The sequence below is a fragment of the Paenibacillus sp. DCT19 genome, assembly GCF_003268635.1.
Taxonomy (GTDB): Bacteria; Bacillota; Bacilli; order Paenibacillales; family Paenibacillaceae; genus Paenibacillus.
Genome location: NZ_CP029639.1, coordinates 5274712 through 5288049, shown reverse-complemented (window position 1 = coordinate 5288049; position 13338 = coordinate 5274712). Strand labels below are relative to the sequence as shown.

General features: G+C 46.6%; 11 protein-coding genes and 2 pseudogenes. 12 read left to right on the top strand and 1 reads right to left on the bottom strand.

Annotated elements, in window-relative coordinates; translation table 11 throughout:
• Positions 1 to 35: 35 nt before the first annotated feature.
• Positions 36 to 764 carry a biotin--[acetyl-CoA-carboxylase] ligase gene (locus DMB88_RS24155; protein ID WP_128103386.1) on the bottom strand — a complete coding sequence of 243 codons (729 nt, stop codon included), beginning with the start codon at positions 762 to 764 and terminating at the stop codon, positions 36 to 38.
• Positions 765 to 1089: 325 nt separating this feature from the next.
• On the opposite strand from DMB88_RS24155, the gene DMB88_RS32205 reads away from it, so the two are divergent.
• The 12 genes and pseudogenes from DMB88_RS32205 (at position 1090) to DMB88_RS24100 (ending at position 13315) form a co-directional block, all read left to right on the top strand.
• Entirely contained in the window at positions 1090 to 1641 is a 552-nt protein-coding gene (locus DMB88_RS32205; RefSeq protein WP_368028218.1) for a histidine racemase CntK family protein, read from the top strand.
• An 8-nt stretch (positions 1642 to 1649) separates the two neighbouring features.
• The gene (locus DMB88_RS32200; RefSeq protein ID WP_368028217.1) at positions 1650 to 1955 is read left to right on the top strand and encodes a histidine racemase CntK family protein; all 306 of its coding nucleotides are present in this window, start codon (positions 1650 to 1652) and stop codon (positions 1953 to 1955) included.
• Between the two features lie 29 nt (positions 1956 to 1984).
• Positions 1985 to 2779: an SAM-dependent methyltransferase gene (locus DMB88_RS24145; protein WP_128103385.1), complete on the top strand. Its 795-nt coding sequence runs from the start codon at positions 1985 to 1987 to the stop codon at positions 2777 to 2779.
• Positions 2780 to 2915: 136 nt separating this feature from the next.
• Positions 2916 to 4234: pseudogene (locus tag DMB88_RS24140) on the top strand (opine metallophore biosynthesis dehydrogenase).
• A 194-nt stretch (positions 4235 to 4428) separates the two neighbouring features.
• Entirely contained in the window at positions 4429 to 6018 is a 1590-nt protein-coding gene (nikA, locus tag DMB88_RS24135) for a staphylopine-dependent metal ABC transporter substrate-binding lipoprotein (protein WP_128104586.1), read from the top strand.
• A 13-nt stretch (positions 6019 to 6031) separates the two neighbouring features.
• A complete protein-coding gene (opp1B, locus tag DMB88_RS24130) occupies positions 6032 to 6964 on the top strand; it encodes a nickel/cobalt ABC transporter permease (RefSeq protein WP_128103384.1) in 933 nt (310 codons plus the stop codon).
• A complete protein-coding gene (gene opp1C, locus DMB88_RS24125) occupies positions 6964 to 7860 on the top strand; it encodes a staphylopine uptake ABC transporter permease subunit CntC (RefSeq protein ID WP_128103383.1) in 897 nt (298 codons plus the stop codon). The genes opp1B and opp1C overlap by 1 nt, the downstream gene beginning before the upstream one ends.
• Positions 7841 to 8650 (top strand): staphylopine uptake ABC transporter ATP-binding protein CntD, encoded by an 810-nt coding sequence (locus DMB88_RS24120; protein WP_128103382.1) that lies wholly within the window; start codon positions 7841 to 7843, stop codon positions 8648 to 8650. The genes opp1C and DMB88_RS24120 overlap by 20 nt, the downstream gene beginning before the upstream one ends.
• Positions 8651 to 9397 (top strand): ABC transporter ATP-binding protein, encoded by a 747-nt coding sequence (locus DMB88_RS24115; RefSeq protein WP_128103381.1) that lies wholly within the window; start codon positions 8651 to 8653, stop codon positions 9395 to 9397.
• Between the two features lie 14 nt (positions 9398 to 9411).
• Positions 9412 to 10605: a staphylopine family metallophore export MFS transporter CntE gene (locus DMB88_RS24110; protein ID WP_128103380.1), complete on the top strand. Its 1194-nt coding sequence runs from the start codon at positions 9412 to 9414 to the stop codon at positions 10603 to 10605.
• A 44-nt stretch (positions 10606 to 10649) separates the two neighbouring features.
• Positions 10650 to 11864 (top strand): staphylopine family metallophore export MFS transporter CntE, encoded by a 1215-nt coding sequence (locus DMB88_RS24105; protein WP_368028216.1) that lies wholly within the window; start codon positions 10650 to 10652, stop codon positions 11862 to 11864.
• Positions 11865 to 12116: 252 nt separating this feature from the next.
• A pseudogene (locus DMB88_RS24100) lies at positions 12117 to 13315 on the top strand (GTP-binding protein).
• Positions 13316 to 13338: the final 23 nt, after the last annotated feature.

Here is a 13338-nt window from a genome sequence, read left to right as displayed (position 1 = left end):
TATTAATTCGCAATATAACTTTGAAATATAACTCCTTAGCTTGAACCATCCAATTTCTTAATCACGACGTCCCCACTTGCATGCGCAGTGACCTGCCCGTCTGCCTGCTCAATGAGCAAACGTCCATGGCTGTCGACCCCTAGGCATTGTCCTTCGATCCATTCGCTTTTCTTGCGATCAACCATGAATTGAATCTCTTTTCCAAAGTTAAACATGCGTTCCTGATACAGCGGGATCAGTGGCTCGAATCCATCCATAATCCAGGATTGATGATAGTCCACTAGGCTCTGCACGAGCTGCTCTGCGATTACGTCAGGGCGAACCTCGGCGAATTCGGATAAACATATGGTGGAGTAAGGCACATGTTCTGGTCGATACGCCATATTAATACCGATTCCGATGTAAATAGCGGATTGATCAGCTTCAACGAGCGTACCAGATAGTTTAGCTCCGTTAATAAGGATGTCATTGGGCCATTTGATCTGCAGACGCTGATTGGCTGTAAGATACGGCTCAATGACATTATGAATTGCAAGTCCTGCCATCAAAGCGATGGTTGGTCGAAGAGCCGGATTGGCTGATAGCGGCCAAACGGTGGTAAGTGCCAGATTCCCCGAAGGTGTCTGCCACACCCGTCCGTATTGTCCTTTACCTGCAGTCTGATTCTGGGACATAACGGCAAAGCCTGGAGATTTACCGCTCTGGATCAGTCGCTTGGCTTCTATATTGGTGCTATCAATTGTGTCGTATTGTAATATATCCATGGAAGATCCCCCAATCATGTCTGATGCAACGCACCTGAACTAACGATTGAATTATAACATGAACCTATTCTCGGACAAGAGAATTCCCGCTTTTTTACATCCTTATGATTGAAGTAAACCTTAGCCATAGGCTGCCAATAGAAAAATGGATTGTTGTATAACGGATAGAGCTCTTTTCTCTAAAATGGAAATATTTGTTGACGATCTGAAATCGCTATGCTATATTTTTCTCGTCTACTAATCGTAATAATTACGATTAATGTCGAATGGAGGAAAATTAGCTCACCTTTATATTCTGAGGATAAGAATAGGAGTAATCGCTGCGATGAAACAGGAGATCGAGTTTATCAAATTTAATCCGACCCAGAACATGACGATTCTGGTTCAGACGAATCATCCAGCCGAGAGCTACCCACACATTGCATCCCAACTAATGTCGTATGAACATGTGTACGCTGAACAGGTGGGATTCATTGAGAGATCCATGCAGCAGGGAGCCGTTGCACATTTACAGATGGCGGGAGGAGAGTTCTGTGGCAATGCCTGTATGGCACTCGCTGCACATATCGCAGCAGAAGCTAAGTTGGAACAACATGATCAGATGCACGTTGTGCTTACGGCTTCCGGAACAGAGCAATTAATCGTGTGTCATGTGAAAAGGCAAACCAGCGGATATGACTGCCAGGTGTCTATGCCAATCCCTGAGCAGATTGAGCAACGATCCATTAAGTATGAAGGTATGGATCTAGATATCATCATCGTGCGCTACCAAGAATTTATCCATATTGTGATTGAAGTTGAAGAATTCGATGAGACGATGAAGAGAAGGGCTCAAGCCTTGGCTCGCTTACTTGGGCTAACGATGGGGATAAGCTGATCGGTATTATGTTATATAAATCGTCGTCAGCAGAGCTAGCTCCACTCATCTATGTACCTCAATTGGATAGTCTGATCTGGGAAAGAGGATGTGGTTCAGGTACAGCCTCCCTAGGAGCATACCTTGCATGGAGCCAGCAACGGGAAATATCTCAATATATCAAGCAGCCTGGTGGTGCCATTAAGGTGGTAGCCAAGTGGCATGAAGCAGAGCTTGAGAGTATTACCATTGAGGGAACTGTGGGCATTGTGGCACAAGGCAGAGCATTTATCGATGACCCAGCAAGTGCACTTTTACAGACACATCACACGTAACACGATGACAAGATGTAGGGGGATAAGAAATGGTCACATTGGTTCATTTTCAGACCTGTTTGCGTGAATACGCGATGAAATTCAATGAGCTGGGAAGCAAATATGATCATACGCTGCATCATAGTTCAGAGCTTGAAGCGCTGATCGATCATTATTCCAAATTCGTGACAGATCCGGAGAACAAGGCAGCCTGGGAACAGCTTGCAGAACAAGAGCTGGACAGCCTTCATCCTCTCGTGGAGGAACTAAGGCAGCAATCAGCCTACTGTGTAGCCATTATGGAGAAGTATCGTGCATTACGATTGCAGCGTGGTGACGTGCAGATCGCGGATTATTTCAAGAACATCGAAGAATGCATTGATAAAGAGTTTGGCAGCTTCCACGTCACATCTCAGTCCAAGGTATTGCTGGTAGGTTCGGGTTCATTTCCGATGACTCCCTTGTATATCGCCAAGCGAACAGGAGCCGAGGTCGTGGGAATCGATATCGACGAAGAGGCGATTACGTTAGGACAGAAGGTTGTGGAGATTCTGGGAGCTGGCTTGAACATTCGTCTGGAACGCATACTGCTCGAACAGCTGGACTACACCCGGGAAGCAACACATATTATTTTCAGCTCTACAGTAGCGAATAAGTATGATCTGCTCGATCAATTGCATGACCTGACGAATGATCATGTCGTTGTAGCGATGAGATATGGCGACCAATTAAAATCTCTATTCAATTATCCTATGAGGGAAACGGACAGTCAGAAATGGAAGCTTGCAGACACGGTATTACGTCCTGATGATGTGTTCGATATTGCCCTATATCAAAAAGCGTAGTTGTTACAACCACCTTTCACGAAAACGATTAAACCTGAACAGAGGTTGATCTTGCTTCATTAGAGCTAGGAGCTAAGAGCTAAGAGCTAAGCTGATTCCAATCTGCAGGTATTATTTTGAACATAAGGAGGCTTATATGGACGGTTTTCAGCGAATTCTGATATCCGGAACAGGGCCTGTATCCATTCAGCTTGCCGTACTGTTCCAAACGTATCTCAACTGCTCCATCGGAATTGTGGGCAGAGAGTCCGTGCGATCGACATCGATATTTGCAGCACTGGAACAGAACGATCAACGCATCCAAGCAAGTATCCAAAATGAACAGCATCAACCGCTCGCCGGTGAATGCACCGTCGATCAGATGTTTCATGGCTACGATACCATTGAGGGTGAATGGGATACGCTGATTTTGGCTGTCACAGCAGATGCTTACATCGACGTATTGCGGGAAATGAAGGAACACTTCGTCAAACAAGTGAAATGTATCATTTTGGTATCCCCTACTTTTGGTTCCAATCGTCTGGTAAGCCAGTATATGAAACAGAGAAATGCGACTCCGGAAGTGATTAGCTTCTCTACGTATCTAGGAGATACCCGCTGGATGCACGAGCAACCGTCCAATCATGTCATTACGACAGGAGTGAAGCGGAAGGTTTATATCGGTTCCACCCGATCTGCTTCTGACAATGTACACAACCTGTGCCGGTTGTACGAGCGAATAGGCATTCACATGGAGGTCATGGTAACCCCGCTGGAGGCGGAAACGAGAAATATATCTTTGTATGTGCACCCTGCACTGTTCATGAATGACTTCTCGCTTGAGGCGATCTTTGGGGAGTCGGATATCCAAACGTATGTGTACAAAATATATCCAGAAGGCCCAGTTACCCAATATTTGATTCGGGATCTGCGGGCTCAGTGGCAAGAGATTATGCAAATTACAGACAAACTCCATATTCAGGGGATCAACCTGCTGCAATTCATGACCGATGACAATTATCCTGTACGATTAGAGAGTTTATCCCGCCACGATATCGTGAATTTTAATCAATTGCAACCCATACATCAAGAGTATTTATTGTACATACGATACACCTCATTATTGATTGATCCTTTTTCTAAGCCAAGTTCAGAAGGAACCTATTTTGACTTTTCGGCCGTGCCCTTTCGGAAAATGTTTGTAAATCATGAGGGGATGTGGATATTCCACGGATGCCCAAAGAAGATTATTATCGCATCAAAATTATCCAGGGTATCGCAAGACATTTGGACGTAAGCTGTCCGACGATTGATCAATTTATTGCTACATATGAGGCGAAGCTTCAGCAAGTAGCTCAAGCTCATCGTGGTCAGCGCTTATCCGATGCCTTTGTAATTCAATCCTTTGCTGAGGACATTGAGATGATCTGCCAAGGACTTGCAAACCACAGGGATGCGATATATCGCGATGTATAGCCTTGCTTTCAAAGAGTCCGCTGTATTGTTACGAAGCATGCCGGCTGGCATGAATGCGCACATGAATCAAACTGATTTTGGATCCATATCTAGTTCTGATTAAAGCAACTAAAGCTATTGTGATATGGATTCGCACATTTTTATTTTTATCATCAGGGGGAAATATTGTGAAGAAGAGTAGTCCGTTCATTTATATGTTGATGCTGGTATCTGTTCTGGTTCTTATTGCTGGTTGCGGGCAACCCAATGAGGCTTCGACAGAGCCTGCTAACCTTGAAGTCCAAAGTGAATTAATCTATGCGTCAGCCAAAGATATTAACGATATGAACCCTCACCTATATACAGGCTCGATGCCTGCCCAAGGGATGGTATACGAGTCTCTAGTGGAGAACACACCGGACGGAATTAAGCCATTGTTGGCTGAATCTTGGGATATCTCAGCGGATGGGAAGAACTATACATTTCATTTGCGCCAAGGGGTGAAGTTTCATGATGGTGAGCCCTTTAACGCAGAGGCCGTGAAACAGAACATTGAAGCCGTACAGGCCAACGCTGAAAAACATGCCTGGATTAAATTGTCCACCAAAATTACGAGTGTGGAAGTCATTGATGAGCACACCGTGGTCTTGACACTATCAGATGCCTATTATCCAGCAATGGTCGAATTGTCTATGACACGACCATATGTGTTCATTTCACCGAAGGATTTTATTGACGGTGGAACCAAAGACGGCGTAAGCGGACACCATGGCACAGGGCCATACAAGCTTACTGCACATAAGGTTGAAGAGAGCGCTACCTTTGAAGCCAATGAAGAATACTGGGCAGGAGCACCCCAAATTAAGAAAATCACGTCTAAGGTGCTTCCGGCAGGAGAAACCACATTTTTGGCACTGCAAAAGGGAGAAATCAACGTTGTGTTCACAGATGATCGGGGTGCGGACAGCATCGATGTTGAAGCGATGGAACGGTTAGCTCAATCAGGCGATTATCAGGTCGTCCGAAGTGAGGCGATGAATACAAGTATGATCGTTGCTAACAGCAGCAGACAAGGCAGCCCAGTGCAAGAAACGGCTGTTCGGGAAGCGCTGTGGTATGCCATTGACCGGGAGACGATCAGCAACGATATTTTCAATGGAACCCAGACGGTAGCGAATACACTATTTTCATCCAACGTTAACTACGCCAATGTTGATCTGAAGCGGCGAGAATATAATCCAGAAACGGCAAAAGCACTGTTGGATCAAGCAGGCTGGACAGCAGCGGCAGGAGAAGCTGTAAGAACGAAGAGCGGTCAGCCTTTAACGATGAAACTATACTATGACAGCAACTCCTCCTCACAGAAAATTCAAGCCGAGATAATTCAACATGCAGGAAAAGAATTGGGGATTGGGCTGGAGCTTGTGGGCGAAGAATCAACTTCCATCGCTAATCGAAGAGCGACTGGAGAATACGATCTGTTGTTCAATCAGACCTGGGGACTTGCTTATGATCCTCAAAGCACCATTGCTGCGTTTACATCAGATTCGGCGTACAAGCACACAACGAGTGGTATAGCTCAAGCAGATGAACTGTATCGGAAGATTGACGAGGTTATGGTATCTACGGATGAGACATCCCGGAAGTCCTTATACGCCGATATTATGAAAATCGTGCATGATGAGGCGGTATTCATCCCCATTACGAATGGACGTGTGACGGTGGTTGCTCCCCAGAACCTGGAGGGCATTGGATTCAAACAGACGCAGTATGAATTGCCTTTTGAACAGATGAATTTTAAATAGAGCGGAGATGGATATGGGAAGTTATATCGTCAAACGAATTCTGTTAGCTATCCCTTTACTGATTGTCATTTCATTTATAACGTTTGTGCTCATTAACCTATCGCCGTTAGAACCAGCTGTCGTGGTATTACAGGCACAGGAAGTTCCTCAGATTACGGCTGAGCTCATTGCCCAAACGAATAAAGAACTGGGTTTTGATCAGCCGTTCCTGATCCAATATATGAACTGGGCGATAGCCGTCATGCAGTTTGATTTTGGTCACTCGTATGTATCCGGTGAGTCTGTCTGGACGCTAATTGGCCCGGCTTTTCTGAATACGTTGAAATTAACGCTGGTTTCCTCGGTATTTATTATCGCGTTATCGATTCTACTAGGTGTGGTCTGTGCCATGCGGGAAGGAAAACTACTGGATCAATCAGTCAGAGGCATTTCATTTTTCCTCACGGCGATGCCGTCCTACTGGCTTGCTGCCATCATGATCTGGTACTTCTCCGTCAAGCTGGATCTATTGCCGACCAGTGGCATGGACTCGTATCGCAGCTATATTCTGCCGGTTATTGTGATTACGGTTAGTTATACGGGCATTTATTTTAGAACTGTTCGCAGCTCCATGTTAAGCAATATGAATGAGGATTATGTGTTGTACGCGCGGGCAAGCGGTCTGAGTGAAAGGAAGGTCATGCTTCATATTTTGCGTAATTCACTGCAAGTGGCGGTATCGATCTTCTGCATGGCCATTCCTATTGTGCTGGGCAGCACCGTTGTCATTGAAAATGTATTTGCTTGGCCAGGACTCGGCAGGCTTAGTGTGAAGTCCATTTTAAGTAGAGATTTTCCGATTATTCAGGCTTATGTGCTTATTTTGGCTGTCACGTTTGTCCTGTTCAACACACTTTCCGACATTATCAATGCTGCGATGAATCCAAGGTTAAGAAAGGAATTCTGATGCGAATACTGAAAAATCTGAGCAGAGATAAGCTTGCAATGACCTCGTTGTGCATCATCTTGGCTACGATTATTGTGGGCATCTTTGCCCCTTTCATCGCACCGCATGATCCTGGAGCCGTCAACATGAAGCTTCGTTATGCTTCTTCCTCCTGGACTTATCTGTTAGGCAATGATCACCTGGGCAGATGTGTGTTATCCAGGCTCATTTATGGCATTCGTCCCAGTGTGTTATGGGTGCTCGTTGCCTTGGCGTTATCCGTGCTGATCGGAGCCATTGTCGGCTTTGTAGCCGGTTATTTCAAGGGCAGAGTGGATGCGTGGATTATGCGAATCTGTGACATTATGCTGTCTTTTCCTGGGTATGTGATGACACTGGCTGTGGTGGGGATTTTGGGAGCCGGTTTGGAAAATATATTGATTGCCTTTGTATGGATGAAATGGGCCTGGTTTGCCCGCGTCATTCGAACCTCTGTCATGCAATTCTCTGACATGGATTATGTGAAATTCGCCAAAGCTTCTGGCATACCTAACCTGAAAATCATCACCAGGCACATTGTTCCAGTTACCTTTGCGGATATTGCGGTTATCGCTAGTGGAGCGATGTGCTCTATGATGTTGCAAGTCTCGGGGCTATCCTTCCTAGGGCTGGGTATCCAGGCCCCTCATGCAGAGTGGGGGATGATGCTTAATGAAGCGAGAGAAGTGATGTTCTCCAGACCTGAATTAATGTTGGCACCTGGGCTGGCGATTGTCATCGTTGTGTCGGCATTTAATTTTTTATCGGATGCACTTCAGGTTGCTCTAGATCCTAAACTGGTGACTTCACAGGGCGAGTCCGTCCAACCTCACGAAAGCGAGGTGAGAAAGACAGCTTATGAATATAGTCGAGGTTAAACATCTGAAAGTATGGGACACCAATACAGGAAAAATTATTATTCATGACAGTTCATTCCAAGTCAGGCAGGGAAGCTGCATGGCGATTGTCGGCGAAAGTGGTAGCGGTAAATCGGTCACATGTAGGGCGCTGATGCGGCTGAACAAGCCGTGGATCCGTCAATCTGGAACGATGCTGTTTCAGGGTGAGGATCTAAACGTGTTGACAGAACAAGAGATGCGGCGCAAGAGAGGCAAGCAGCTATGTATGATTTTGCAAAATGGCATGAGTGCATTCGACCCTTCCTGTGTGATTGGCGTCCATATTCGGGAGACACTGCAGCAGCATTTTGATTGGAATGCCCGTGAGATCGAGCGCCGAATCTGCCATGCGATGGAAAGTGTCATGCTGAAGAACCCTCCTGAGATCCTGAATCAGTATCCGTATCAGTTGTCTGGCGGAATGCTGCAGCGAATCATGATTGCACTGGCACTGGTGCTCGAACCAGCTCTCATTATTGCGGACGAGCCAACCACGGCACTGGATACAATTTCCCAATACGAAGTGGTGGAACAATTAATTCAATTGCGTCAACGCATCGGCTGTTCCATGATATTTATCTCCCATGACCTCGGTGTTGTTAAGAAAATTGCGGATGATGTGATCGTTATGAAGGATGGAATGATCGTGGAGCGGGGCAGCATGCAGTCTGTATTAACGGAGCCCGCACATGCCTATACGCAGTATCTGGTATCTACCCGGTTGGAGCTGAGCAATCATTTCAAGACATTGATGCAGGAGGGCTCATAGATGCTGAAGGTGGATGGAGTTGGAAAATCATATAACCAAGGTGGGCTGTTCTCAAAACAACGCCAGCAGATTCTGAGCAACGTTACCTTTGAGTGCAAGCAGGGCGAATGTCTGGGCATTATCGGTGAGAGTGGAAGTGGCAAGTCTACCTTGGGACGATTGATTCTGGGCATTGAAAGACCGGATCGTGGCCTGATCCAGTTTGAAGGAAGGAATGTGTGTGATCGGCGCGTCCGGATCGGCAATATCAGCGCTGTGTTTCAGAATTATACGTCCTCCATGAATCCGTTTCTTACGGTAGAGGATGCCATTATGGAGCCGATTCAAGCGCTGAAGAAGAGTGGGCAGGATATAGCAGGAAAGGTAGATCTGTTGTTGACTCAGGTTGGATTAGACTCCACTTACCGTTCCAAATATCCACATGAGCTATCCGGCGGAGAGGCACAACGCGTCTGTATCGCCAGAGCGATCTCTACATCTTCAAGATGCATTGTATTGGATGAAGCGATCAGTTCTCTGGATGTGTCGGTTCAGATCCAGGTGCTTCAACTACTGAAGGAACTGAAAGACATCTACCAGATGAGTTATGTCTTCATTACTCACGATATTCAGGCCGCCGCCTATATCTGTGACCGGGTGATTATTTTCAGGGCAGGCCAGATCGAAGAGATCATTCCTACCGAGCAATTGAAAGATGTTCAGTCTGATTATGCGAAGAAATTATTGAAACATCTTATTACATTTTAGGGGGTTATCCCGTTGTGAGCGGAGCAATGTCGTGGCCTTTTTTGCGTTTGTACATATTGGTGCTTCTCTATTTCAGTGCCAATGCTATTCTTAATGTGATTATCCCTCTACAGGGAGAATTCCTAGGAGCTAGCAGCACGACCATTGGGTTAATCATGGGTGCGTACATGTTTACGACGATGTTTTTTAGACCATGGGCTGGAAAGATTATTCAAAAGCATGGGCCAATCAACATTTTACGTCTTATTCTGATTATTAACGGATTGGCCCTCGTTTTATATACGTTTACGGGTCTGGGTGGATATCTATTAGCCCGAATTTTGCAGGGGATATCTACCGCGTTCTTTAGCATGGCTCTACAGATTGGCATTATCGATGCACTCCCGGAGAAAGACCGATCACAGGGCATTTCGTATTATTCGTTGTTTAGTTACATCCCGGGCATTGTGGGGCCAGTGCTCGCATTAGGGATTTGGCAGGCTGGCGGTATGGATTATTTCACGGTTGTGTTAATCGGAATTGCCATCTGTACGGGAGTCTTCGGTTATACCGCCAAGATAGAAAAGAATAAAGCTCAGCCTGAAGGGAATGCACAGGATCAGTCTGTCAGTATGTGGGAGTCCTTTGGACAGTTGGTGAAGAATTCACATTTGTTTCGTTGCAGCGTATTGATGCTCAGTGCATCCATTGTATTTGGGGCGATTACAACGTTTATTCCGCTGTATGCGAGTCAGATTCCAAGCGGCAATGCCGGCATCTATCTGATGCTTCAAGCGGGGACGGTGGTGCTTGCACGAATTGTGCTTAGGAAACGAATTCCTTCCGATGGCAGATGGCACGCACCTTTTATAATGGGCACGATGTTTCTACTCGCCGTAGCGGCGCTCTGCGTGAGCTTGTCGATCACAGGCGGTATTCTTCTCTTCTATGTCGGTGCGATTCTGATGGGCATTGCTCAAGCGATTCTGTATCCGACATTAACGACCTATCTGTCATTTGTATTACCTCAGTTGAACCGCAATGTATTGATCGGCTTGTTTATTGCGACAGCAGATTTGGGTATTTCTCTCGGCGGTGTGATCATGGGGCCACTGGCTGACTTATTTTCCTATTCAATGATGTACATGATCTGTGCTATTCTGGGAGCGGTGATGATCGTTTTTGCCTATGAACGGCGTAATGCGGTCACAGGTACATCTGTGAGCTGATTTCCAGAGAAAGTAGGTACGATGCTTTGAAGGATTCTGAAACGGTGACATCCCATGAAAAATTAAACCCGGCATCCTTATCTTTCTTTCGGTTTTATATGCTGGCCTTTTTATTTTTTGCAGCCAATGCTGCGCTGACGATTATTCTACCTTTGCGGAGCGAGGCAGCAGGGTTAAATCAGGCAGAGATTGGCCTCATGATGGGGGCATACATGTTCACGTGTATGCTCTTAAGACCTTTTGCAGCGCAACTGCTGGGCAAGTATGGGCCGCTTCGTGTCATGAAGGGGTTACTGCTTCTGCATGCGGGAACGCTGCTGCTATTTGTTGTGTTTGGTGTGGAGGCATATCTGTGGCTGCGGGCATTGCAGGGTGTAGCAACAGCGTTTTTCTCAATGACGATGCAAGCGGGGATTGTGGAAAAGCTTGAGGATAAAGACCGTGCACAAGGTTTGTCCATGTACACGCTATTTACGATGGTTCCCACGCTGGTGATTCCGATCCTTGCCATTCAGATCTGGGAGAATGCCAATGACCTGTGGTTCACTGTGCTGATCTTGGGGCTCGCGGTACTTCCCTTATTGATTGGTTACTCTGTAGATCTGCCCCAAAGTACAGTACAGAACAAATCGTACACTTTGGGCGATATGCTACGTTCATTCAGCGGCATCTGGCGTAGTACACCCCTGTTAATTAGCAGTATCGTGATGCTCTTTGCTTCATGTGTGTTTGGAGCAACGGCGACGTTTCTTCCCTTGTATATGGTGTCCACGGGGGCAGCGAGTGCGGGGCTGTTTCTAACGATTCAAGGCTTGGTGGTTATTCTGTGCCGATTCATCCTGCGCAAAAAAATCCCGTCGGACGGGAGCTGGAGTACCTGGCTGATGGCAGGATTACTGCTAAGTGCAGCACTGGGAACGCAGTTGCTCAGCCTGCTGGAGACGATCGGACCACTCGTATATCTCTCGGCAGTGTTTAGCGGTTTTGCCGTAGCTTTGCTGTATCCAACACTGACGACGTATCTCTCTTTCGTGCTGCCTGCGGATTCCAGATATGTGCTCATGGGTATCTTCATGTCCTCGTATGATCTGGGCTTCTCCCTCGGTGGACTCGCCATGGGTATCATTGTGCAAGTGAGCTCGTATTCGGTGATGTTTATGATCTGTACACTGTTCTCCGTGGTGGCCTTGGTTCTGGTCGTACTATTCCGTCAGCGAATGGAAGCGGGCAATAGCGACAGGTCTGTGGTGGCGAACTGAGCAGCAGAGTGAGTATGTGATTGTTTATATTTTGTAGAGAAGGCTTATGAACTGAAATTTCCTCGATCTATCATCAGGGTAGAAACCGCAGGAGAACAGGGCATAAGCCTTTTTTTGCCTTCAAGATTAAGGTCATGTTGTGAAAAATAATTTGACAACAGCGACGAACAGGATTATAGTCTTTCTTGTTAATCGTAATAATTACTATTAAGGTTCATCCAAATGAACTGTACCTATAAGGAGTAGATACACATGACACAAAAGCAAGTGCCGGTAACTGTACTCAGCGGTTACCTCGGTTCAGGTAAAACAACGGTGCTGAATCATGTCCTACACAATCGGCAAGGCTTGAAGGTTGCCGTGATTGTTAACGACATGAGTGAAGTCAACATTGATGCCGCATTAGTTCGAGGCGAAGCAACACTCTCGCGGACGGAAGAGAAGCTGGTGGAGCTATCTAACGGCTGTATCTGCTGCACCTTGCGGGATGATCTGATGCAGGAGATTGAGAAGCTGGTGCACGAAGGCAGGTTCGATTACATTCTGATTGAATCGACAGGTATTAGTGAACCCGTTCCGGTTGCACAGACCTTCACATACGCCGATGAAGAATCGGGTATTGATCTGACCCGTCTAGCTAAACTGGATTGCTTAGTTACCGTGGTCGATGCTAATCGGTTTTGGCATGATTTTGCCTCAGGACAGAGTCTTCTGGATCGGAATCAGGCTACCGGGGATGACGATACACGGGATGTTGTAGACTTGTTGATTGACCAAATTGAGACATGCGACGTGTTGCTGCTGAACAAATGTGATCTGGTCGATGAGGTGGAGTTGAATAAACTTGAAGGTATCATTCGCAAGCTTCAGCCTCATGCCAAAATCATCCGTACAGTGAATGGTCAAGTGAACCCGTCCGAAATTCTGAACACAGGCCGCTTCGACTTAGAACAAGTGAGTATGTCTGCCGGATGGATTCAGGAACTGGAGAAAGAAACACATACTCCCGAGACAGAGGAATATGGCATAGGCTCCTTCGTGTATCGCCGCAGAAAACCATTCCATCCTTCCCGTCTGGCGGAATTTATGAGTTATTGGCCAGAAGAAGTTGTACGTGCAAAAGGATTGGTCTGGCTCGCAGCTGAAGGAGATGTGGCAGCCAGTCTTAGCCAAGCAGGGCCATCGATTCAGTTTGGGCCTGCGGGACACTGGGTAGCGGCGTTGCCGGAAGCGGAGCGGGAAGAAATATGGCAGAGTGAGCCTGAGGTTCGAGCGAAGTGGGATGCCCAGTGGGGGATCGCCAGACCGAGCTAGTTATGATCGGGATTGAGATGGACCCCGCCATCATAGAGGAAGAACTGGATCAGTGCTTACTCAGTGATGATGAGATGCAATCCAATTGGGCTGGGTTTGACAATCCACTGCCGTGGCCTGTAGACGCAGTCGTTTAAGAGACATATACCAGAACGATAAG

Coding starts and splice junctions, on each gene's coding strand:
- DMB88_RS24155 (WP_128103386.1), bottom strand. CDS start 764: ATGGATATATTACAATACGACACAATTGATAGCACCAATATAGAAGCC.
- DMB88_RS32205 (WP_368028218.1), top strand. CDS start 1,090: ATGAAACAGGAGATCGAGTTTATCAAATTTAATCCGACCCAGAACATG.
- DMB88_RS32200 (WP_368028217.1), top strand. CDS start 1,650: ATGTTATATAAATCGTCGTCAGCAGAGCTAGCTCCACTCATCTATGTA.
- DMB88_RS24145 (WP_128103385.1), top strand. CDS start 1,985: ATGGTCACATTGGTTCATTTTCAGACCTGTTTGCGTGAATACGCGATG.
- nikA (WP_128104586.1), top strand. CDS start 4,429: ATGTTGATGCTGGTATCTGTTCTGGTTCTTATTGCTGGTTGCGGGCAA.
- opp1B (WP_128103384.1), top strand. CDS start 6,032: ATGGGAAGTTATATCGTCAAACGAATTCTGTTAGCTATCCCTTTACTG.
- opp1C (WP_128103383.1), top strand. CDS start 6,964: ATGCGAATACTGAAAAATCTGAGCAGAGATAAGCTTGCAATGACCTCG.
- DMB88_RS24120 (WP_128103382.1), top strand. CDS start 7,841: ATGAATATAGTCGAGGTTAAACATCTGAAAGTATGGGACACCAATACA.
- DMB88_RS24115 (WP_128103381.1), top strand. CDS start 8,651: ATGCTGAAGGTGGATGGAGTTGGAAAATCATATAACCAAGGTGGGCTG.